This is a genomic window from Herbaspirillum seropedicae, from assembly GCF_001040945.1.
Classification (GTDB): Bacteria; Pseudomonadota; Gammaproteobacteria; order Burkholderiales; family Burkholderiaceae_D; genus Herbaspirillum; species Herbaspirillum seropedicae.
This window is the reverse complement of sequence record NZ_CP011930.1, coordinates 2,965,093-2,986,171: the sequence shown is the minus strand read 5'-3', so window position 1 is coordinate 2,986,171 and position 21,079 is coordinate 2,965,093. Positions and strand designations below refer to the sequence as shown.

Here is a 21,079-nt window from a genome sequence, read left to right as displayed (position 1 = left end):
AAGTGAATAAAGTGTCACTGATGCCGCCGACGTCTTGCCACGGCAAGTCTTTCGGCCTCCCGATCTCCCTTTCTGAAAGGAAACAACATGAGCCAAGCCAAGATCCTGATGATCGTCACCTCCAGCAGCCGCATGGGGGACACCGACAAACCCACGGGCCTGTGGGCCGAGGAACTGGCCGCCCCCTATTACGCCCTGGTCGATGCCGGCGCCGAGGTGGTGGTAGCCTCTACCGCAGGCGGCCGGGCGCCGATCGATCCGGGCAGCGTCAAGCCGCGTGGCGAAAACGACGCCATCGTCGAGCGCATGCTGGCCGATGCCCAACTGCAGGAAGTCATCGCCCACACCCGCCCGCTGGGCGAACTGACGGTGGAGGGTTTCGATGCGGTGTTCTTCCCTGGCGGCCACGGCACCATGTGGGATTTGCCGGGCGACGCCCATGTGAAGGCCATCGTCGAGGCAGCCTATGCGGGCGGCAAGTTCGTCGCCTCGGTCTGCCATGGCGCAGCCGGACTGGTCTCGGCGGTGCGCGCCGATGGCAAGCCCATGGTGCAGGGGCTGCGGGTCAATTCCTTCACCGATGCCGAAGAGCGCGAAGTCGGCCTGGCCAGCGTGGTGCCGTTCCTGCTGGAGAGCCGCTTGCGTGAGCTGGGCGGGGTGTTCGAAGGGACCGACAACTGGCAGGTCTTCGCCATTCGTGACGGCCAGTTGATCACCGGGCAGAATCCCCAGTCTTCCGAGCGCGTCGCCGAGATGCTGCTGGAAGCGCTGGCACTGCGCGCCTGATCCTCGCTGGCGCTGACGTGAAGAAGGGCCTGTCCTTGCCGGACAGGCCCTTGTTATTTTTCGGTGCCGACGATGCCCTTGACGAACCAGCGCTGCGCCGCCACCACGAACACGGCGGGAACGGCGATGGCGGCCAGGGCGGCGGCCATCAGCAGGTTCCATTGCGGCATCTGGCCGGATTCGACCGGCAGGAAGCTGGCCATGGCCAGGGTGATGGTGCGCATCTGCTCGTGGCTGGTGATGACCAGGGGCCACATGTAGTCTTTCCAGGTGCTGATGAAGACGATGGCGCCCAGGGCCGCGAAATTGGTCTTCGACAGCGGCAGCAGGATGTCGACGTAGAAGCGCCACGGACCGGCGCCATCGATGCGCGCGGCTTCCACCAGTTCGGGCGGGATGGTGCGGTAGAACTGCAGGAACAGGAAGGTGCCGGTGGCCGAGGCCACCAGCGGCAGTGACAAGCCCGCATAGGTGTTGACCAGGCTGATCGATGGCACGGCCTGCTGGCCGGACAGGTCCAGCGCTTGCAGCAGGCTGCGCAGTGGTTCCAGCAGATCCGAGGCGGCGGCGTAGGTCGGCACGATGCGGACCTCCAGCGGCAGCAGCAGGGCGCTGAACAACAGGACCAGGATCAGTCCCCGGCAGCGTGGCCGGAAATACGACACCGCAAAGGCCGTCACGGAAGACAGCAGCAGCTTGCCGCTCACGACCAGGCTGGCCACCAGGAGGCTATTGAAGAGATAGCGCCACAGGTCGATGCGCTGGGCCACCTCGCGCAGGTTCTCCAGCAGCGCGGTACCGGGCGTGAGCGGCATGCCCTGGCTGATCCACGCCTGGCTGGTGACGCTGGCCGAGCACAGGATCAGGTACAGCGGCCCCAGGGCCAGCAGCAGACCCAGTCCCAGCACGCAGTAGGCCAGCGCGGTCATGCGCGGGTGACGTTCTACCATCGTCCTGCTCCCTGACGGAAAAAGCGCAGCTGCAACAGCGTCAGCGCAACGATGAACAGCATCAGTACGACCGACAGCGCCGAGGAGCCCGACAGGTCCAGCCCGATGAATCCATCCGAATAGATCTGATAGGCCAGGATGGCCGTGCTGCGGCCAGGGCCGCCCTGGGTGAGGGCGTCGACCAGGCCAAAGCCGTGGGTAAAGGCTTCGATCACATTGATGACGCCGGCCAGCAGCAGGGCCGGTGCGATCATCGGCAACTGGATGTCGATAAAGCGTCGCCATGGACCGGCGCCGTCGATGGCGGCTGCGCCCATCAGATCGGCGGGGATGCGCTGCAAGGCCGCCGAGAACAGGATGAAATTCAAGGGTACTTGCGTCCACGCAAAGGCGGCAATGAGCGCCAGCATGGCCTGCGCGCCGATCAGATGCGGCGCCCAGACGCCCGGCCAGAGCTGGTTGAGAAAGGCCAAGAGGCCCGTGACCGGATTGATCAGCACCTTCAGCACGATCCCCACCACCACCCCGGCCACCGCATAGGGCCAGATGAAGATGCTGCGCAGCAGGCGCTTGGCGCGCACGTCCAGTTCCAGGCAGGCGGCCAGCGCCAGGGCGATGGTCACGGCCAGCAAGGTGCTGCCGGCGGTGAAGACCAGGGTGGCGCGCAGGGAGGCGTAGAAACTGTCATCGGTGAGGATGCGCAGGTAATTGTCCAGCCCGACGAAGCGCGACCCATTGCCGAACGGGCGCACCAGATAGAAGGACCAGGCGATGGCCTTGACCGCCGGCCACAGGAAGAACAGGAACACGATCAGCATCTGCGGCGTGGCCAGCAGCAGCGGAAACCAGCGGGTGGGGAAGGCAGGGCGGGCGTCCATGTTCTGGCTTGTCAGGGTGATGGAGCCGGATCGGGCCCCGCATAGGTCAGGCGAAACCGCTGCAGCAATGCGTCGCCGCGCTGGCGCGCTTTGGACAGGGCCTGGGCCATGTCCTGCTGGCCGGATAGCGCCATCTGCACCTGCTCGGTCCAGGCCAGGCGCAGTTGCGGAAAGAAGCCCAGGCGCGGCCCGACGCCGGGCTGGCTGGCGGCGTCCAGGGAATGGATGCCGGCCACGACCGCGGCTGGATAGTGGTCGGGATCGTCCATGATCTGCGCTGCCACCTGGCGCGTGACGGGCAGGTAGCCAGTCTGCCGGGCCAGCAGGCGCTGGTTCTGCGGCTGCTGCAGATAGGCGATGAAGGCGGCCACGGCGGCATAGACCTGGCGGTCGAATCCCTTCATCACCCACAGCGAGGCGCCACCCGGCACGCTGTTGTGGCGCTGGCCGTCGGCATGGATAGGCAGGGGGCGAACCGCCACGTGTGGCAAGCCGCTGCGGGCGATGGCGTGCCAGGCGCTGGTGGAATCGAACAGCATGGCGCATTCGCCAGTGGTGAAGGCCAGCGTATGGCGCCCGGTGCGCGTGGCGGCGGCTTCCACCAGCAGGTGCTGCTGGTGCCAGCGCTGGAGCTGCTGCATGAAGCGCAGGTGCAATCCCTGGTCGAACAGGTAGTGCGCGGCCAGGCCCTGGTGGCCGTTGTCGTGGTCGGCAATGGGTGCGCCTTCGATGGTGCTGACCTGTTCCAGCAGGATCCAGGGATTGAAGTCGCTCACCAGCGGGCAGGTCTGGCCGGCGGCGCGCAATTGCCGCGCGGTCTGCTCCAGCTCGCGCCAGGTGGAGGGCAGGGTGCTGATACCGGCCTGGCGCAGTTGGTCGGTATTGAGATAGAGCACGGCGGTGGACACATTGAAGGGCAGGGAATCGAACTGCCCCTGGGCATCGGTGTAATAGCCGCGGATGGCGGGCAGGTAATCCTGCCAGTCCACGCGATAGCCGTGGTCGGCCATCAGCTGGTGCACCGGCACGATGGCGCCGCTCAGCATCATGTCCAGCGTGCCGACATCGTAGATCTCCACCAGCGCCGGCTGTTGCGCGGCGCGATAGGTGGCGATGGTCTTCTGCATGGTCTGCTCGTAGGTGCCGGGGACGACGCATCGCACCTGATGTTGCTGCTGGGCCGCATTGAAGCCCGCGCATAACTGCCTGACGGCCTGCGCCATGGCGCCGGCGTGGCTGCTCCAGAACTCGAAGCTGGCTGCTGGCGCGCGCGGGATGGCCAGCAGCAGGAGCAGCCCGAGTATCAGGCTGATCAAGCCCGCTGGTGTGGAGCGGCCGCGCTGGCGGCCTTGATGGCGATGATTCTTCACATGACCGGGCGCGTGCTGTCGCGGATCACCAGATGCGTGGAAAACATCTTCTGCACCAGCGCCGCCTGGGCGGCGGCCGGATCGGCGGACTGGCTGCGCTGTTCCTGGCGCTGCTCGATGCGTTCGAGCAGCAGCTTCACGGCGAACTCGCACATCTCCAGCATGGGCGCGTCCACGCTGGTGAGCGAGGGAATGCTGAAGTCGTCATAGCGCATGTTGTCGAAACCGACCACGCTGATCTCATGCGGCACCTTCACGCCCAGGTCGTAGAGCGCCTTGAGCGCGCCCAGGGCCATGCGGTCGTTGCCCAGGAAGATGGCGTCCGGTCGCTCGGCCTGATGGCACAGCTGGGCGGCGGCGCGGTAGCCGCTCTCCAGCGACCAGTCGCCGGTGACCACCCATTCCGGACGCGGCGTCAGGCCGCATTTTTCCAGCCCATCCAGGTAGCCGAAATAGCGCGCCTCGCTGGAGGTGGGGACGCCTTGCTCACGCGACTTGCCGGGCTGGTGATCCTTTTGCGGCCCGGTGACCAGGGCGATGCGGCGGCAGCCGCTGCGATAGAGGTGCTCCACCACCGCCAGTCCAGCCTGGCGGTCCGACTGCACGACGTGATGACAGGCCGGATCGGCCATGCCATAGACCACGCAGGGATAGCCCAGCCGATGCAGTTCGCTCACCACCGGATTGCCGGCCCGATTGACCATGGCGATCATGCCGTCGATGCGCCCGGCCAGGAACAGGTCGCGCACATAGACCAGCGAGGCCTCGTCTTCGCGCATCAGGTTGCGCTGCAAGAGCGTATAGCCGGCGCGGTCGGCGGCGCGGGTGAGGGTCTGCACGACGTTGTGATAGTGGGTGTCCTGGGTGCGTTCGGAGCGCTCGTCATAGGAAGAGCCATTGAACATCACGCAGGCCAGGGTGCGCGTGGAGATATTGCGCAGCGAACGGGCGGCGACGTTGGGAATGAAGTTGAGCGCGTCAATGGCCGCCTGCACCAGCTCGCGGGTTCGGGGCGCGACTTTCTCGGGATGGTTCAGCACCAGCGAGACCGTCTGGAAACTGACGCCGGCGGCCTTGGCGACGTCCTTGATGGTGAGGCGGCTCATGGCGGGGACAGACGAAGCAGTGAAGACGAGGTCAAGAGTGATCGGTGCAGGTGGGGCAGGGTCGGGGTCATGGCAGGTCGGCGTCGAAATGCCCCGGCCAGGAGAGCAGGCCGGGCTGCGCAATCATATATGAGGCTATGCGCCACCGGACCGGATCGCGGCCAAATATGTTTTTGCGACAGGGGTGCTGGATGTAATCACGGGGTCATAAAACTTGGAGAAAATACGAGTCTATTAGAACGTTCTAATGTAAAGCAACGCAGGAAAAGTTGCATAAAAAGAATAATGGCAGAGACTTCTTGTAAAGACTGCCATTTTTTTCTTTCTGGAATTAGAACGTTCTATTCATGATAACCGGCCTCGCACCCGGTCGCCATAGCCGGTCCGGCTGCGCCTGCCTTCTTGCCACGATTCGTTTTCAGGGGAAATACCATGTCTTACCGTAGTGGGAGTCAGCATTACCGACGTTTGTCACTGACATTGATGAGCCTGGCGATCCTGTCGGTGCTGCCGCTGCTGGCGCAGGCCGCCGATGAGACGCCGGTGGGGGAGGCCACGCCGGGCAGTGCGACGCAGGAGGGCAGCGTCAAGCGCCTCGACAGCGTGGTGGTCACGCGCAAGCGCAGCCAGACCAGTGCGGCGGTGGCGGGCAAGCAGGTGGAAGACCGTGTCATGGACAGCGTGACCCGGGAACAGGTGGAGCGCCTGCCCGATTCCACGGTGACCGATGTGGTTCGGCGCGTGGCTGGGGTATCGGTCACCTTCAATCCGGACAACGTGAACGGACGTGACAAGGCCCAGTTCATCGCCATCCGCGGCCTGGATGGCAGCTACAACAACGTCACCATCAACGGCGCGCCCATGGCGTCGGTCGACCAGACCACCCGTAGCGCCCGCACCAACATGCTGCCGGCCTCGATGGTCAAGGAAGTCCAGGTATTCAAGACCTGGACGCCCGACATGGACCCCAATGCCGTGGGCGGCTCGGTCAATATCGTCAGCCGCAGCGCCTTCGACAATGGCGGCAAGCCCACCTTCAGCGCCACCGGTGCAGTCGGCCATGCCGCCGGCACCGGCAAGGTGGCCTCGGGCGCGGAAGGGCTGGCCAAGAAATCGGATGTGACCTTCAGCAATACCTTTGGTCCGGACCAGCGCTTCGGCTATGTCATCTCGGCCAACTTCGAGAAGGAAAACACGGTCTCCATCGGTCACATGACCACCGACAACATCTTCTACAACTACTACAACGCCAACGGCAGCATCGCCAATCCGGCCTCTTCGGGCGGCCCCAATACCGGCAATGGCTTCCCGGTGCCGCAGCAGTTCAAGTACTGGCAACATCTGAAGAACAGCGAGACCAGCGGCTTCAACGCCAAGCTGGAAGGGCGCTTCACGCCGGATCTGAACGGTTTCGTGGGCTTTGGCTACAACAGCGATTCCACCCACATCCTGCGCAACGAGACCTTCATCGACGACAGCCGCAGCACCGGCAACAACCCGGTCCAGAACCAGACGCCCACCAGCGGACAGTTCGCGCTTGGCGAGGCCGAGGCCGGCTATGCCGCCTCGACCATCAAGCGCACCACCTCGGTGCTGCAGGGCGGACTGGACTGGAAGCTGGACGACAGCCAGGTGCTGTCTCTGCGCTCGTCCTTCTCGCAAGCCAAGCATCGCGAGCCGCGCGAACTGGCCAAGTACATCTTCGCCAACTTTGCCTATCCCGGCGCCGGTTCCGCGCCTGTGCTCAGCGGCACCAATGCGCTGGGCATGAGCTACAACACTTCCGGTTTCGAGCCTTCGGTGGCGCTGAACAATCCGTCCAACTTCACCAACCTGAACAACTGGCAGGCCTATTACTGGCGCAAGGAAATGGTCAAGATCGATGACCAGGTCGGTGACGTGAAGCTGGATTACCGCTGGAACATGGACCAGGATGCACGCGGCCTGGGCGCGGGCGTGGGTGTGGATTACCGGCGTCTTGAGCATAGCTATGACTACGTCAACAACCAGTATTACCCGACGTCCGGCGGCCTGACGCTGGCCGGCAACGGGTCGGTCTCCAGCACCATCATGCCCTACAGCGGCGGCCTGCCCTTCATCCTGGTCAACGGCGGCCAGGCCTGGCAGCAGTTCGCGGCCAACCAGGGCCAGATCGCCGCCAGCAGTGGCAACAGCGTCAACAGCCTGCAAAGCAATTATTCGCATAGCGAACAGACCGCCGCGCTCTACGCGATGGCGTCCTACCGCACGGATCAATGGAGCGGGCTGTTCGGTCTGCGCCAGGACAATACCAACCACTCCACCACCGGCAATGTGCGCAATGTCAGCAATGGCGCCACCACCTGGGCCTCGCAGACCAAGGATTCCAGCTACAGGTATCTGTTGCCGGCGGCCTCTCTGATCTTCAGCGCCACCGACGACGTCAAGCTCAAGCTGGCCGCCAGCAAGACCATTGGCCGTCCCAACTTCGACGCCTATGCACCCAACACCACGATCAACCAGAACACCGATGGTTCGGTCACCGTGACCCAGGGCAACCCGGACATCAAGCCGCGTGAATCGACCAACCTCGACGCCTCTGCCGAGTGGTACCTGCCGCGTTCCAGCCTGCTGTCGGTCGCGCTGTTCAACAAGAAGATCAAGAACGAGATCTATACCCTCTCCAGCCAGGGCAGCCTGTTCTACAACGGCGCCACGCGCGCGGCCTCGATCAGCCAGCCGGTCAACGCCTCCAGCTCCCGCATCAACGGGGTGGAACTGAGCTACGTGCAGGGTTCGCTGGGCTGGATCAGCCCGGCCCTGCAAGGCCTGGGCTTCAGCGCCAACCTGAGCTTCTTCGATGGACGCCTGAACGCCGCTGCCAGTAACGGCGGCACCCGCACCATCCAGAACCTGGTCAACCAGCCGGACCAGATCCGCAACCTGACCGTCTTCTACAACTACCAGAAGCTGGATGTCTCGGCCGCCTACAACTGGACCGGCCGCAGCCTGCGCCTGGTCGATTCCAGCCTGGCCAGCCGCGACGTCTACTGGCAGGCGCGCAAGCAGATCGACCTGCAGGCGCGCTATGACCTGGGCCAGGGATGGCGCGCCTTTGCCGAGGTGGCCAACCTGACCAATTCGCCCGTGACCAGCGTCACCGGTCCCAACAAGGACCTGCTCAAGGACACCTTCTCCATGGGCCGGATGATCTGGGTGGGGCTGAACTACAGCCCCAAGGACCTGTGACCTATGACCTGTGACGCCTTATGCGCCCCTGTTTTGTTTGACTCACCCTTCGTACCTCCCCTGTAAGGAACTGCCATGTCCAATCTTGAACAACTGCTGGAACTGAGCCGCCAATCGATGGGCATCATTCCCATCCTGGCCCTGCTATTGCTGGTGGTGCTGGCCGTCTCGGTCGAGCGCTTCATCTTCTTTGCCCGCTGCCTGCCGTCGGGCAAGCAGATCGACCAGGCGCTCATGCGCGCTGATCATCGCAATGATGCCGCCCTGCAGGACATCGCCCAGCGCTACCGCGCAACCGTGTTCGGGCCGACCCTGCATGCGGCGGTCGAGTCGCGCGCACTGGCCTCGGGCGAAGCCATGGACCGCTACATCGACGAGGCCATCGTGCGCACCATGCCGGAACTGGACCGGGCCTTGTGGCTGCTGGGCGCAGCCATCACGCTGGGGCCGCTGATTGGTCTGTTGGGCACCATCATCGGCATCACCGAATCCTTCAACGTCCTGGGCACCGCCGGCAGCAGCAGCGGAGCGGTGACCAACGGCATCGGCCATTCCCTGCTGGCTACGGGTTGCGGCCTGCTGGTGGCCATCGCCGGGGTGGCGGCCAACAGCTATTTCTCCAAGCGGGTGCGCCTGGCCCTGCTGGAGCTGGACCTGATCAAGCTGGTCTTCATCAAGCAGCACTGCCTGCTGGAAGAGTCCATCGTGCTGCGCCACAACGCCGAGGCGCATCCTGCCGGGCAGGGCAAGGCCGCGCCCAAGCGCACCGCCGACGTGGCCTATGCAGGAGCCGCATCATGAGCCGCACCCGCTACCTGCAGTCCGATGAGCCGCATATCGAGATCATCCCGATGATCGACATCATGATGTTCCTGCTGATCTTCTTCATGGTGACGATGCTCAAGATGATCGACGTCAGCGGGCTCAAGATCAACGTGCCGCAAGCGGCCAGCGCCGCCACGCTGCCCAGCAAGTCGCTCACCATCGTGGTCGACAAGACCGGTGCGATGTTCTTCGAAGGCAAGCCGCTCGAGCATGATGCACTGGTAGCCCAGTTGAAGGAGCGCGCCCAGACGGCCAAGCTGGAAGTGCTGGTGGCCGGCGACAAGGAGGTGTCGCTGGAAAACCTGCTGCATGTGATGGATGTGGCGCGCGCTGCTGGCATCGAAGACATCGGCATCGCCGCCAAGCATTGAGGTCGATATGCGTCATTCCCTGACCTTGCCGCTGTCTGGCCCATCGTCTTCTTTCCGGTCGGAGCCGCCGCCCGCCGTTCCTGCGGGTAGCGCACTGCGCTGGCCGCTGGCCATCGGCCTGGCGCTGGCGGTGGAGTGCGCCATCGCGCTGCTGGCCTGGCCGAAGGCGCAGCCGCCTGCACCGGCGCCGGAACCGGTCAAGGTGATGAAGCTGGTCACCATCGCCGAGGCGCCGCCCTTGCCGGCGCCGCCAGCGTCCACGCCGCCGACACCCAAGCCGCCGCCGAAGCCCACGCCGCCCAAACCCTCGCCCACACCCAAGCCGACGCCGGTAACGGCGGCCCCGAACGTCCCTGCCCAGGATGCCCCTGCGCCGGTGGTGCGGAGCCCGCCGTCGCCGCCTGCTCCCGCCGCCAGCGCGCCGCCGGTGGCTGCCGCGCCTGCCCCCAAGGCCCAGCCCGGCGAGGTCCGGCGCGGTCTTGTACCGCTGCGGCGGGTCGAGCCGGAGTATCCACCCAAGGCGCTGGCCAGCAATACCGAGGGCGTGGTGGTGGCGCACGTGAGCATCGAGAAGGATGGTTCGGTCAGCGCCGTACAGATCGTGCGCGCCCAGCCAGCCAAGCTGTTCGACCAGGCCGCGACCAAGGCGCTGATGCAATGGAAGTTCTCGCGCACCGATGAGCCGGTGCTGGGCGAGGTCGAACTGCGCTTCAGCCTGAACTGAGATTGAGCCAACCAGGATTGCGAGATTCGCCGATGAAAAGAAAATCCCAGGACCGCCGCCATTTCCTCAAAAGCGCCGCCCGCACGGGCAGCGCGGCGCTGGCGCTGACGGCCTTGCCGGCCAGCATCCGCAAGGCGCTGGCAGTAGCGCCCGCGTCGCCCACGGGCACGATCAAGGACGTGAAGCATGTGGTCATCCTGATGCAGGAAAACCGCTCCTTCGATCACTATTTCGGCTGCCTGAGGGGCGTGCGCGGCTTTGCCGATCCCATCCCGCGGCCCTTGCCCGACGGCAGCCCGGTGTTTCACCAGCGCGATGGGCAGGGGCGGCTGGTGCTCCCGTACCGCATGGAGATGGCCACCACCAGCGCCGGCCGCGCCGGCGGTAACCTGCCGCACGCCTGGAAGGACCAGCACGCCGCCTGGAACCGGGGCGACTATGACAAGTGGATCGAAGCCAAGAAGGATACGGTGACCATGGCCTACTTCACCCGCGAGGACTTGCCTTTCCATTACGCCCTGGCCGACGCCTTCACCCTCTGCGACGCCTACCATTGCTCGGTGCTGGGATCGACCAATCCGAACCGCTTCCACCTGATGAGCGGCGGCATCGATTTGCAGGGCAGGGCAGGCGGCCCGATGACCTTCCAGCCGCGCACCGGCAGCTGTTCGGGCGTGCCGGGCGAACGCCGCAGCGGCGCCGACAGCTTCGGCTGGACCACCTATCCGGAGCGGCTGGAGCAGCATGGCGTCTCGTGGAAGGTCTACCAGGGGACCGAGGAACTGCACAAGGACCACGGCGACTACCCCAGCGACTTCAATGTGCTGCAGTATTTCTTCGCCCAGTATCAGAACGCGGCCCCCGATTCGCCCCTGTGGCAGAAAGCCTGCAGCAAGTTCACGCTGGCCGACCTGGCGCGCGACGTCAACAGTGGCAAGCTGCCGCAGGTGTCCTGGCTGATGCCGCCCAAGCTCAGTTGCGAGCATCCCGACCGCACGCCGGGCTATGGCGCGCACTACATCAGCCAGGTGCTCGACATCCTCACCGCCAATCCGGCGCTCTGGAGCAGCACGGTGCTGCTGGTGAACTACGACGAGAACGATGGTTTCTTCGACCACGTCGTGCCGCCCACCCCGCCGCTGCACGCCGGGCAGGGCTTGTCGACGGTGGAGACCAGCGCCGAATTCCACCGCAAGGGCGACTACGTCAATCCGGCCGATGACCTGCCTGCCGGGCTGGGCGCGCGGGTGCCGATGATGGTGATCTCGCCCTGGTCCAAGGGCGGCTATGTCTGTTCGGAGGTGTTCGACCATACCTCGGTGATCCGTTTCCTGGAGCAGGTCTTCGACGTCCATGAACCCAACATCAGCCCTTGGCGGCGCGCGGTGTGCGGCGACCTCACCTCGGCCTTCGACTTCAGCCGCCGCGATGCAGCCAGCCCGGTGTTGCCGGACACCTCGGCCTACCGCGCCCTGTCGGATGCGCAGGCCCGTTTGCCGGCGCCAGTCGCCCCGTCCAGCCCGGCGATGCCGCAGCAGGAGCGCGGCATGCGGCCGGCGCGGGCCTTGCCCTACGTGCTGGCGGTGGATGACCGGGTCGTGCCGGATCAGGACGCGCTGCAACTCGATTTCCTCAATCCCGGCAAGGCTGGCGTGGTCTATCAGGTCTATGCGCGGCAAGAGAGCGAGCGTTACCAGACCTTCACGGTGCAACCCGGCAAGTCGCTCACGGCGCAATGGCGCGGCGTGGGGCCTGTCGGCGGCTATGACCTCAAGGTGTATGGCCCCAATGGTTTCCTGCGCGAGCTGCGCGGCAGCCTGGAGCGTGGGGGTGGCGTGGAGCCGGTGGTGCAGGCGCGCCATGACGGCGAACGCGGCGAACTGGTGCTGGCCTTGCTCAATCCGGGCCGGCAGGCGCTGCACCTGGTGCTGCGCGATCAGGCGCATGGCCAGGCCACGCGCACCGTGACGCTCGCACCGGGGCAGTCGGCCACAGAACGCTGGCCGTTGGCCAGCAGTCACCACTGGTACGACCTGCTGGTCCAGGCCGAAGACCGGCCCGCTTTTGCGCGCCGGCTGGCGGGCCATGTGGAAACGGGGCGTCCCTCCTTCTTTGTCAGCTAGACCTTGCTGCGCGGGCTGCGGGAGTGCAGCCCGTGTCTTTCCTCCTTCATCTACCAGGACGATCTCATGCCTTCTCTTGGCCGCTTTTTCGCCATTCTCTCCCTTCTCGCCACTTGTAACTTTTGCCTGCTCATGGACCCAGCTCACGCCGATTCCCTCACCTGGCGCCAATCGGCGCTGACCACGCCCACCGGCCCCGTGCTGGTGTCTTCGCACCGTAGCTGCTGGACCGAGACCTCGGAAAATTCGCTGGACGGCATCCGGCGCTGCATCGCCGAAGGCATCGACATCGGCGAGATCGACGTGCGCACCACGCAAGACGGTGCGCTGGTGCTGATGCATGACCAGACCGTGGACCGCACCACCAACGGCCGCGGCGCGGTGACCGAGCTCACGCTGGCGCAGATCCAGGACCTGCGGCTGTACACGCGCGGCGGCCGCCAGGGGGCGACGCTGACGTCGCGCCGGGTGCCGACGCTGCAGCAGGCGCTGGCCGTGGCGCGCGGCCGCATCGTGCTCAATCTGGATGTAAAGGATGCCGATATCGGTGCGATGGTCGCGGCCATCCTGGAGACCGATACCGCGCGCGACGTGCTGCTCAATATCAATCCTGGGGTCGACCCGCAGCAGGTGGCCTGGGCGCGGTCCCTGGGCATTGCGGTGCAGACGTTGTATTTCGACGAAAAGACGGGGGCGTCATCGCGCAGCGCGCAGCTGCAGGTCATGGCGCGGCAGGAGCCGACGGTGCTGCAACTGATCTTCCGCGATCCGAGCGTGGTCGATGCGGCTGGTCGGGCGCTGGCGGGCAGGCCGGTGCGGATGCTGGTCAATACCATGGCGCTGGACATCGACAGCGGCCGCCCCATGGACCTGGCCGGGCCGTACCTCGATACGGTGGCCGTGGATGATCCGGAACAGGTGTGGGGCCAGCTCATTGCGCAAGGTGTGAGCATCATCCAGACCGATGAGCCGCAGCGCTTGCTGGCGTGGTTGAGGCGCCGGAAGTTGCGCTGAGAGCGAGCCTGGCAAGGGTTGAGAGGGGCAGACCCCTCAGCCGGCGCCGTAGGGATAGGAAGGGCGAAAAAAAAGCCCACAACCTTGCGGTGTGGGCTTGAATCCAATTCTTTAGGAGGAAATTGGAGGAGACAGGTGTTACTTTACTGCTCCGCATCAAATCAGGCCAATTTATCTTCCAAATATCAGATATACGGTTTGGTTATTTCACGCTGGAAACAACTGAACCGCCCAGATCAGGCGCGGCGGGGCTCTCAGCCTTCCTGCCCGGCCTCGGGTGAAGCTTCCTGCAGCCTGGGCTTGCAGGGTATCCGGCAGGCCTTGTCGGTGGCCGGCTCGGCAGAATATTGCATCGCCATAGGATCCACCACATGCTCGGTCAGCACCGGCTCGCCCACGATGGGCACGCGCACGACCGACGAGCAGCGGGTGCCATAGTCGGGCGAGCGGATGAAGATGGGGGAGAGCATCCTTTCCTTTTCCAGCCCGATCCCGGTGTCGGGCAGGCGGCAGTCGTTGGCGCGGGTGGCGTCGGTCAACATCTCGAAGAAGGTTTCTTCCGGCGCTCCCTGGCACAGCAGGCTGGCGAACTGCGCCTTGGCGCGGGTGAGCTTGGGCCAGGGCGTGTCCAGCAAGGCGTTGGAGACGCCATAGACGCCATAGTCCAGCGGCTGGCCATTGCGCGGGTCCTGCTGGCCGCGGTTGGAATACCACAGCATGGTGTCGCGATTGCCCAGCAACAGGTTGAAGCCGTTGTACTGCTGCGCCTGCGCTTCGATCTGGCGCAGATAGGCCTGGGGATCGAGGTTGCCGGCCAGGTAGTCGGCGACCAGCTGGCCACGGGTGGGCGCGTCCGTTCGGCGTTCCGAGGGCGCACGCACATTGGTCAGCGCCGCAAAGCGCCCGTCCCGCGTCACGCCCAGCCAGGTGCCGCCACCTTGCAGGTCGCGTCCGGCGTAGATGTGCGGATGGTCTTTCCACCAGCCGGCATCGACGGCCGGGCGGGCATAGAACTCGTCCCGGTTGGCCGCCATGATCAGGGGCATGCCGGGGATGACTTTCCAGGCGAAGATGATCAGGCACATGGCGCTACATCCTCGAACTGTTCGACGTGGCGCTCGCCGCTGATGAGGTCGGCGGCGCCGCAGTCCGCCAGGGCCTGCGCCAGGGTCCGGCTGAACGCATCGGCTTGCGCGGGCGGAATGTCGGGGTAGATTTCCATCCAGGTCTGCAGGCCGTCCTGTTCGCCGGGGCGACGCTTGAGCGCGCCGGCGATGCCCAGGCGCGCCTGCAGCATCGCCTGCACCCCCTTGATCTTGCCGAACAGGCTGATCGCCTGTGCGGTCCCGACCCGGTAATAAATGTAGAGATCCATGGATGCGTCCCTATGGCTGCGGGTGGCTGCGGTGGTTGCTAGAGGGCGCGCCGCTTATTGCGGATCGGCCAGCTCATAGGGCAGGGCATGGAAGTGCAGCGCAGGGCCATCGGCCGCGCCCAGGTGGACGGCGTCCTCGGCGGCTGCCAGCTTCATTTCCACCAGGGCCAGGGCGTGGCCGTCATCGAGCGCTTCGGCATTGACCACCATGCCGCAGGGCTGGCCGGGATCGGCGGCGGCGAAGACTTCCTGGCCGGCACGGGCGGCGGCGCTGTCGATGGTGGCCAGCATGGTGCGACGCTTGAGCTTGCCCAGATACTGGCTGCGCGCCACGATTTCCTGGCCGGGGTAGCAGCCCTTCTTGAAATTGACGCCGCCGATCAATTCGAAATTGATCATCTGCGGCACGAACTGCTCCTGGGTGGCGGCGACGATGCCCGGCACACCCGCGCGGATTTCCGACAGACGCCAGGCCAGGCTGGCCGTCGGCGTGAGATGCTGGGCCAGCCTGGGCCAGGCGGCGGTGAGGGTGTCGATGGCGGCGATCCACTGGTAGCGCGGGCTGCCGGCGGCGTCGGCCAGGCGGATCAGGGTGCCGTGGCTGTTGTCGATCTTGTCATAGGGGGCCGCCGGCAATACCGGGAACCACTCGGCCAGTGCATTGGCGGTGGCCGGGCCCGCCAGGCCCAGCACGCCGCGCTCGGTGCTGGCGTCAGCCAGTTTGGCCTTGGCGCGCATGACGAACATCTGCAGACGCTTCTGGATCGCCGGCTGCAGGCTGCGCGGCAGCTGCAGCCAGCTGGCCTGATCGTCGCGCCACATCAGGAAGGTGGCCAGCAAGCGCCCCTTGGGCGAGCAATAACCGGCCAGGCGCGCCGAGCCGGTGTCCAGATGCTGCACATCATTGGTGAGTTGGCCGTGCAGGAAGCTGGCGGCGTCCTCGCCAGTGACGGCGATGAGCCCCAGCGAGGTCAGCGGCGCCATGAAGCTTTCCAGGCTTTGCGGCGCCGCAGCCGTGGGGGCGAAGCCGATCACGTCGGCATGATCCACAGGTTCGGCACTGTCGGCCTCGAACTGGGCGCCTTGTTGCGCCAGGAAGTCGCGCCAGGCAGAGGGCGATGAAGTCATTTCGGTCATAGGAAATCTTTTACGGATTACATCTTGCCAGGTCGGTCTGTCCGGCAAATTAGGCAACTGTCGTGCCAGCGATTATCATTGATGCCTCGATTATAGTGATCTCCGAAAAAACGCGTCGGAGCAACAAGGATTTCGCCTCTGGTATGAAGAAGTTATTTGTGACATTGCTGGTGCTGGCCGCCCTGGTGGCGGGAGCCGGCGTCTATTGGTCCAAGCAGCCCATCGTGGACCCCAGCGGGCAGGTCATCGCCTTTACCATCACGCCGGGCGCCGGTGTGAACGGCGCCGCCCAGCAGATTGCCGCGGCCGGCGTGCCGGTCAACCCCGACCTGTTTGCCCTGTATGCGCGCCTGTCGGGCGAAGGCGCCCGCATCAAGGCCGGCAGCTACGAGATCAAGCCCGGCTACACGCCGCAGCGCCTGCTGCAGCAACTGGTGCGCGGCGAGTTTGCCCAGGAAGCGCTGACCGTCATCGAGGGCTGGACCTTCAAGCAGATGCGTAAAGCCATCGCCGAGCAGCCCGCGCTCAAGCACGATACCGCCACCTGGACCGACCAGCAGATCCTGGCCAAGCTGACCAATGAATATACCTATCCGGAAGGGTTGTTCTTCCCCGATACCTATCTCTTCGCCAAGGGCGCCAGCGACATGCAGGTCTACAAGCAGGCCTTTGCGCTGATGAGCAAGAAGTTGAACGAAGCCTGGACCCGGCGTGACCTGTCGCTGCCGTACCGCACGCCTTACGAGGCGCTGATCATGGCCTCCATCGTGGAGAAGGAAACCGGCCAGAAGTCCGAGCGCGGCATGGTCGCGGGTGTCTTCGTCAATCGCCTGCGCACCGGCATGCTGCTGCAGACCGATCCCACGGTGATCTATGGCATGGGCGAGCGTTACCAGGGCAAGATCCGCAAGGTCGACCTGCTCACCGACACGCCCTACAACACCTACACCCGCGCCGGCCTGCCGCCCACGCCCATCGCCTTGCCGGGGGCGGCCTCGCTGGCGGCGGCCTTGAACCCGGACAAGACGGAAGCCTTATACTTCGTGGCGCGTGGCGATGGCACCAGCCATTTCTCCAGCAACCTCAACGAGCACAATCAGGCCGTCAACCGCTATCAGCGCTGAGGTCTGTCCTTGTTCCTTTACCGTTTTCACTGAGTAGCGATTCCTTCATGGCATCAGGCAAATTCATCACCTTCGAAGGCATCGACGGCGCCGGCAAGTCGACCCATATTCCTTTCGTCACGCAGCTGCTGCGCGATCGCGGCCTGACCGTGGTCGCCACCCGTGAACCCGGCGGCACCGAGCTGGGCGAACGCCTGCGCGAGCTGGTCCTGCATCACAAGATGCACCTGGAAACCGAGGCCCTGCTGATGTTCGCCTCGCGCCGCGAGCATCTGGCGCAGGTGATCGAGCCGGCGCTGGCGCGCGGTGACTGGGTCATCTCGGACCGTTTCACCGATGCTACCTTCGCCTACCAGGGCGGGGGACGCAAGCTGGCGCTGGACAAGCTGGATCGCCTGGAGCAATGGGTCCATCCGCATCTGCAGCCGGACCTGACGCTGCTCTTCGATGTCCCGCTGGAAGTGGCGCGCGCGCGCCTGGATGCCGAGCGCACGCTGGACAAGTTCGAGCAGGAGAAAGCCGATTTCTTCGCCAACACCCGCGCCGAATACCTGCGCCGCGCTGCGCAGTTCCCGCATCGTTTCCGCCTGATCGATTCCACGCGTCCCATCGCCGTGATCCAGGAAGACCTGCGCGCCATCGTGGCCGCGCTGTAAGGGAGATCGCATGTCCTTGACTTCTTCCGACGTGTTGCTGCCCTGGCAGGGCGAGAGCTGGCGCCAGCTGCAACAATTGCGCGAACGGCTGCCGCATGCGCTGCTGTTCTACGGCGCAGCGGGCACGGGCAAGACGCAGTTCGTCGAAGCCTTCGCCAAGTCGCTGCTGTGTGAATCGCCCACGCCCGAGGCCCATGCCTGCGGGGTGTGCGCCTCCTGCAACTGGTTCTCGCAATCCAATCATCCGGACTACCGGCGCGTGCGTCCGGAAGTGCTGGACGACGAAACGGCCGATGACGAGGCTGGCGAAGAAAAGAAGACCGCCAAGGCCAGCAAGGCGCCTTCCAAGGACATCAAGATCGACCAGATCCGTGCGCTGGCCGATTTCATGAACGTCTCCACCCACCGTTCGGGCTTGCGGGTGGTGATGCTCTATCCGGCCGAGGCGCTCAATACCGCCGCCGCCAATGCCTTGCTCAAGACGCTGGAAGAGCCGCCGCCGGGCACCATGTTCCTGCTGCTGTCCAATCGCCTGGATCGCTTGCTGCCGACCATCCTCTCCCGCTGCCGCAAGTTCGCCCTGAGCGCGCCCGGCCATGGCGAGGCGCTGGCCTGGCTCAAGCAGCAGGGCGTCAAGGACGCCGATGCCTGGCTGGCCGAGCAGGGCGGCGCTCCGCTGGCCGCGCTGGAAGCGGCCCAGGGCGAAGGCCGTGAGGCGCTGGATGAATTGCTGCGTCACTTGGCGCAGCCCGGCGTGGATGGCGCTTTGCGCGCCGCCGACAAATTGCAGAAGACGCCCGCCGCCGATCTGGTCGGCTGGGTGCAGCGCTGGCTGTATGACCTGCTGTCGCTGAAGTCGGCCGGCGTGGTGCGCTATTATCCGCGCTATGGCAAGGAGCTGGGCCGGCTGGCCGAGCGGGTCGATGCGCTGGCCCTCTCCAGGGCTTTGCGCGGCATGGGTGATCGCCGCGCCATTGCCGACCATCCCTTGTCGGCCAAGCTCTTCATCGAGGAAATGCTGATCGATTACGCTGGCCTGTTCGACTGACACCTTTCGCCCGCAGCGCGCAACATCGCCCGGTCCCCATGTCATGGGGCCGGGCGATTTGTCTTGAGCGCTGTGCTTAGAAGGCCACCGAGACCGAGGTGCTGAACGTACGCGGATTGCCCGCCACCAGGTAGCCCGAGTTGGAGGCGCCGCCGGCAGACTGCCAGTAGTTGCGGTTGGCCACGTTGTCGATGGAAGCGCGCAAGGTCACGGCGTGGCCGCCGATGTCGGTCAGGTAGCGTGCGCCGAGGTCATAGCGCACCCAGGACGGCACTTCCAGCTGGTTGGCTGCATCGACGTACTGGGTCGAGGTGTAGGTGGCGCGGCCATTGAGGGTCAGGCCGCGCACGCCCGGCACATCGACTTCCAGGCCGGCATTGGCCTGCACCCGAGGCACGCCGATGGCGTACTTGCCATTGTTGGCGCTGCTGTTGGTCTGCACCTGCTTGGCGTCCAGGAAGGTCAGGCCCGACAGCAGGCGCACGCCCTTGGTCACTTCGCCATAGGCGGTCAGTTCCACGCCACGGTTGCGCTGCTTGCCATTGGTGGCTTCGATGTTGGTGACCGCATCCTTGTAGGACAGCGGTCGGTCTGTGGTGAAGAAGGCCGCGCCCAGGCCCAGGCCGCCCAGTTCATACTTGACGCCGACCTCCTTTTGCTTGGACTTGTACGGGGCCAGCACCTGGCCATAGTTGGCCGCGGTAGTATCGGTGATCTGCTTGCCTTGTTGCAGGCCTTCGATGTAGTTGCCGTACACGGACAGCGTCTTGGTCAGCTTGAAGACCACACCCGCCATGGGCGAGGTGGCGCTCTGGTCGTAGTGGGCCGTGTTGGCCTGGGTGTTGTAGGCGTAGGTGTCCGACTTGAGCTGCTGCTGGCGCACCCCTACCGTGACCAGCACACGGTCATCGTAGAAGCCCAGGGTGTCGGAGACCACGGCGCTGAGCAGATTGGTCTTGATGGTGGTCTGCGGATCGGCCAGGCTGTTGCCCAGCGAGGTCAGCGCAGGCTGGGCGTAGTTGGTCGGGTTGTAGAGATTGGTGGCCAACGCGTAGGATGGGGAGAGCCCGTAGGCATTGCGCGAGTTGAGCGAATAGGCTGAGGCGGCGGCGACCAGCTTGTGCGAGACCGCCCCGGTCTGGAGGTGGGTGCGCACGCCCACTTCGCCGGTGGCCACGTCGTCCTGGCGGGCATTGTCGAAGCGGTAGGTGGCGGCGGCGCCGGTGCTGGCATTGGTCACCCGCACGCCCGACAGTGAATTGTTTTCCGTTCCCTGGCGTGCGCCAAAGGCTGCCCAGGCGGTCGTGCTGGACGAGAGATCCCACTCGCCGCGTACGGTGCCGAAGAGGTCGCGCGCATTGGAATATGACCAGGGCTGGCCGTAATTGGCAGAGCCGCTGGGCGCTACGGGCAGGCTGGTCAGGCCGGCGCCGATGGTGACGCTGGGGCGCACGTTGGACAGGTTGTTTTCCTGCAGCCCCAGGTCGGCCGAGAGGCGGAAATCATTGCCCCGGTAATCCACGCCCAGCGAGAACAGGTTGGTCTCGCGCCTTTCATTGGCCACACCCGTGCCGCCGGCATGGCGCGCGGCATTGATGCGCACGCCCAGCCGCTCTTGCGGGCCGAAGCGGCGCGACACATCCAGGGCTGCGTATTGGCTGTTGCCTGATTCATAGCCCAGGGTGAGGTCGGTCAAGGGTTCATTGGCCGCACGCTTGGGGACGATGTTGATGGTCCCGCCCAGGCCGGCGTCGCCGGGCGTTGCACCGTTGAGAAAGGCGCTGGCGCCATACTGCACCTCGACCCGTTCCATCATCTCGGAGGCCACATACTGGCGCGGCAGGATGCCGAACAGGCCGTTGTACATCAGGTCGTCCGAGTTGGCGATGAAGCCGCGGATCATGTACGACTCCTGGAAGTTGCCGAAGCCGCGTGTGGTGCGCACCACCGGATCGTTCTTGAGCACGTCGCCCACGCCATGGGCCTGCTGGTCGGCGATCAGTTGCTGGGTGTAGGCGACCGAGCGCACCGGGCTGTCGAGGTTGTCGACGTTGCCCAGTACGCCCAGGCGGCTGCCGCGTGCGACCTGGCCGCCGGCGAATTCGGCGGGCAGGCCATCGGCGGAGGCGTCGGCCGAGGCATTGACGGTGACAGTGGGCAAGGTTTGCTGGTCCGGGGCGGTGGCCTGGGCCTGAGCCAGGGCTGGCAGCGGGGCGAGGAAGATCAGCGCCACAGCGGCGGCCAGGGGATGAAGCGTGAGCGGGGTAGAGGAAGTCATGGAAGGCTAAGGAAATTTCAACAACAGGAGGGGAACGTAAAAAATGGTAAATACTAATGATTATCATTGGCATTAATTTGGCAATT

General features: G+C 65.1%; 18 protein-coding genes. 10 read left to right on the top strand and 8 right to left on the bottom strand.

What is annotated here, in order from left to right; all coding sequences use genetic code 11:
• Nucleotides 1-87 precede the first annotated feature (87 nt).
• The gene (locus ACP92_RS13060; RefSeq protein ID WP_013234590.1) at nucleotides 88-786 is read left to right on the top strand and encodes a type 1 glutamine amidotransferase domain-containing protein; all 699 of its coding nucleotides are present in this window, start codon (nucleotides 88-90) and stop codon (nucleotides 784-786) included.
• Between the two features lie 53 nt (nucleotides 787-839).
• Here ACP92_RS13060 and ACP92_RS13055 read toward each other — a convergent pair whose 3' ends face one another.
• The 4 genes from ACP92_RS13055 to ACP92_RS13040 are packed head-to-tail and all read right to left on the bottom strand — an operon-like array spanning nucleotide 840 to nucleotide 5,090.
• Nucleotides 840-1,736 (bottom strand): ABC transporter permease subunit, encoded by an 897-nt coding sequence (locus ACP92_RS13055; protein WP_013234589.1) that lies wholly within the window; start codon nucleotides 1,734-1,736, stop codon nucleotides 840-842.
• Nucleotides 1,730-2,614, bottom strand: coding sequence for a carbohydrate ABC transporter permease (locus ACP92_RS13050; protein ID WP_013234588.1), 885 nt, complete (start codon nucleotides 2,612-2,614; stop codon nucleotides 1,730-1,732). Before ACP92_RS13050 ends, ACP92_RS13055 begins: the two co-directional genes overlap by 7 nt.
• Before the next feature lie 11 nt (nucleotides 2,615-2,625).
• Nucleotides 2,626-3,930: an extracellular solute-binding protein gene (locus ACP92_RS13045; protein WP_041310801.1), complete on the bottom strand. Its 1,305-nt coding sequence runs from the start codon at nucleotides 3,928-3,930 to the stop codon at nucleotides 2,626-2,628.
• Nucleotides 3,931-3,980: 50 nt separating this feature from the next.
• Nucleotides 3,981-5,090: a LacI family DNA-binding transcriptional regulator gene (locus tag ACP92_RS13040; RefSeq protein ID WP_013234586.1), complete on the bottom strand. Its 1,110-nt coding sequence runs from the start codon at nucleotides 5,088-5,090 to the stop codon at nucleotides 3,981-3,983.
• A gap of 483 nt (nucleotides 5,091-5,573) precedes the next feature.
• Between ACP92_RS13040 and ACP92_RS13035 the strand changes: the two genes are divergently transcribed.
• From ACP92_RS13035 to ACP92_RS13010, 6 genes are all read left to right on the top strand, one after another.
• A complete protein-coding gene (locus ACP92_RS13035) occupies nucleotides 5,574-8,318 on the top strand; it encodes a TonB-dependent receptor (protein ID WP_232284839.1) in 2,745 nt (914 codons plus the stop codon).
• A 75-nt stretch (nucleotides 8,319-8,393) separates the two neighbouring features.
• Entirely contained in the window at nucleotides 8,394-9,119 is a 726-nt protein-coding gene (locus ACP92_RS13030) for a MotA/TolQ/ExbB proton channel family protein (RefSeq protein WP_013234584.1), read from the top strand.
• Nucleotides 9,116-9,514 (top strand): ExbD/TolR family protein, encoded by a 399-nt coding sequence (locus tag ACP92_RS13025; RefSeq protein WP_013234583.1) that lies wholly within the window; start codon nucleotides 9,116-9,118, stop codon nucleotides 9,512-9,514. Before ACP92_RS13030 ends, ACP92_RS13025 begins: the two co-directional genes overlap by 4 nt.
• A gap of 7 nt (nucleotides 9,515-9,521) precedes the next feature.
• A complete protein-coding gene (locus tag ACP92_RS13020; RefSeq protein ID WP_013234582.1) occupies nucleotides 9,522-10,238 on the top strand; it encodes an energy transducer TonB in 717 nt (238 codons plus the stop codon).
• A gap of 32 nt (nucleotides 10,239-10,270) precedes the next feature.
• On the top strand, nucleotides 10,271-12,361 hold the full coding sequence (locus ACP92_RS13015) for a phosphocholine-specific phospholipase C (RefSeq protein ID WP_013234581.1): 2,091 nt from the start codon (nucleotides 10,271-10,273) through the stop codon (nucleotides 12,359-12,361).
• A gap of 132 nt (nucleotides 12,362-12,493) precedes the next feature.
• Nucleotides 12,494-13,375 (top strand): glycerophosphodiester phosphodiesterase family protein, encoded by an 882-nt coding sequence (locus ACP92_RS13010; protein WP_041310799.1) that lies wholly within the window; start codon nucleotides 12,494-12,496, stop codon nucleotides 13,373-13,375.
• Nucleotides 13,376-13,629: 254 nt separating this feature from the next.
• Here the strand turns inward: ACP92_RS13010 and ACP92_RS13005 are convergent, their stop codons facing one another.
• Genes ACP92_RS13005 through ygfZ form a run of 3 tightly spaced genes read right to left on the bottom strand, consistent with a single transcriptional unit; the run spans nucleotide 13,630 to nucleotide 15,887 of the window.
• Complete coding sequence (locus ACP92_RS13005; protein ID WP_013234579.1) at nucleotides 13,630-14,460, bottom strand: NRDE family protein; 831 nt, start codon at nucleotides 14,458-14,460, stop codon at nucleotides 13,630-13,632.
• On the bottom strand, nucleotides 14,451-14,750 hold the full coding sequence (locus ACP92_RS13000; protein ID WP_013234578.1) for a DUF4936 family protein: 300 nt from the start codon (nucleotides 14,748-14,750) through the stop codon (nucleotides 14,451-14,453). Before ACP92_RS13000 ends, ACP92_RS13005 begins: the two co-directional genes overlap by 10 nt.
• A gap of 54 nt (nucleotides 14,751-14,804) precedes the next feature.
• Nucleotides 14,805-15,887, bottom strand: a complete 1,083-nt coding sequence (gene ygfZ / locus ACP92_RS12995) for a CAF17-like 4Fe-4S cluster assembly/insertion protein YgfZ (protein ID WP_013234577.1) — start codon at nucleotides 15,885-15,887, stop codon at nucleotides 14,805-14,807.
• Between the two features lie 143 nt (nucleotides 15,888-16,030).
• On the opposite strand from ygfZ, the gene mltG reads away from it, so the two are divergent.
• From mltG to ACP92_RS12980, 3 genes are read left to right on the top strand one after another with little or no spacing between them, the layout of a single operon-like run.
• Nucleotides 16,031-17,011 carry an endolytic transglycosylase MltG gene (mltG, locus tag ACP92_RS12990; protein WP_013234576.1) on the top strand — a complete coding sequence of 327 codons (981 nt, stop codon included), beginning with the start codon at nucleotides 16,031-16,033 and terminating at the stop codon, nucleotides 17,009-17,011.
• Nucleotides 17,012-17,058: 47 nt separating this feature from the next.
• Nucleotides 17,059-17,667, top strand: coding sequence for a dTMP kinase (gene tmk, locus ACP92_RS12985; protein WP_013234575.1), 609 nt, complete (start codon nucleotides 17,059-17,061; stop codon nucleotides 17,665-17,667).
• Nucleotides 17,668-17,677: 10 nt separating this feature from the next.
• A complete protein-coding gene (locus ACP92_RS12980) occupies nucleotides 17,678-18,715 on the top strand; it encodes a DNA polymerase III subunit delta' (RefSeq protein WP_013234574.1) in 1,038 nt (345 codons plus the stop codon).
• Between the two features lie 76 nt (nucleotides 18,716-18,791).
• On the opposite strand, the gene ACP92_RS12975 is transcribed toward ACP92_RS12980, so the two are convergent.
• Nucleotides 18,792-20,993 carry a TonB-dependent receptor gene (locus tag ACP92_RS12975; protein WP_013234573.1) on the bottom strand — a complete coding sequence of 734 codons (2,202 nt, stop codon included), beginning with the start codon at nucleotides 20,991-20,993 and terminating at the stop codon, nucleotides 18,792-18,794.
• Between the last annotated feature and the right edge of the window lie 86 nt (nucleotides 20,994-21,079).

Excerpts from the sequence above, each read along its gene's own strand:
- ACP92_RS13060 (WP_013234590.1), top strand. The coding sequence starts at position 88 with ATGAGCCAAGCCAAGATCCTGATGATCGTCACCTCCAGCAGCCGCATG.
- ACP92_RS13055 (WP_013234589.1), bottom strand. The coding sequence starts at position 1,736 with ATGGTAGAACGTCACCCGCGCATGACCGCGCTGGCCTACTGCGTGCTG.
- ACP92_RS13050 (WP_013234588.1), bottom strand. The coding sequence starts at position 2,614 with ATGGACGCCCGCCCTGCCTTCCCCACCCGCTGGTTTCCGCTGCTGCTG.
- ACP92_RS13040 (WP_013234586.1), bottom strand. The coding sequence starts at position 5,090 with ATGAGCCGCCTCACCATCAAGGACGTCGCCAAGGCCGCCGGCGTCAGT.
- ACP92_RS13035 (WP_232284839.1), top strand. The coding sequence starts at position 5,574 with ATGAGCCTGGCGATCCTGTCGGTGCTGCCGCTGCTGGCGCAGGCCGCC.
- ACP92_RS13030 (WP_013234584.1), top strand. The coding sequence starts at position 8,394 with ATGTCCAATCTTGAACAACTGCTGGAACTGAGCCGCCAATCGATGGGC.
- ACP92_RS13025 (WP_013234583.1), top strand. The coding sequence starts at position 9,116 with ATGAGCCGCACCCGCTACCTGCAGTCCGATGAGCCGCATATCGAGATC.
- ACP92_RS13020 (WP_013234582.1), top strand. The coding sequence starts at position 9,522 with ATGCGTCATTCCCTGACCTTGCCGCTGTCTGGCCCATCGTCTTCTTTC.
- ACP92_RS13015 (WP_013234581.1), top strand. The coding sequence starts at position 10,271 with ATGAAAAGAAAATCCCAGGACCGCCGCCATTTCCTCAAAAGCGCCGCC.
- ACP92_RS13010 (WP_041310799.1), top strand. The coding sequence starts at position 12,494 with ATGGACCCAGCTCACGCCGATTCCCTCACCTGGCGCCAATCGGCGCTG.
- ACP92_RS13005 (WP_013234579.1), bottom strand. The coding sequence starts at position 14,460 with ATGTGCCTGATCATCTTCGCCTGGAAAGTCATCCCCGGCATGCCCCTG.
- ACP92_RS13000 (WP_013234578.1), bottom strand. The coding sequence starts at position 14,750 with ATGGATCTCTACATTTATTACCGGGTCGGGACCGCACAGGCGATCAGC.
- ygfZ (WP_013234577.1), bottom strand. The coding sequence starts at position 15,887 with ATGACCGAAATGACTTCATCGCCCTCTGCCTGGCGCGACTTCCTGGCG.
- mltG (WP_013234576.1), top strand. The coding sequence starts at position 16,031 with ATGAAGAAGTTATTTGTGACATTGCTGGTGCTGGCCGCCCTGGTGGCG.
- tmk (WP_013234575.1), top strand. The coding sequence starts at position 17,059 with ATGGCATCAGGCAAATTCATCACCTTCGAAGGCATCGACGGCGCCGGC.
- ACP92_RS12980 (WP_013234574.1), top strand. The coding sequence starts at position 17,678 with ATGTCCTTGACTTCTTCCGACGTGTTGCTGCCCTGGCAGGGCGAGAGC.
- ACP92_RS12975 (WP_013234573.1), bottom strand. The coding sequence starts at position 20,993 with ATGACTTCCTCTACCCCGCTCACGCTTCATCCCCTGGCCGCCGCTGTG.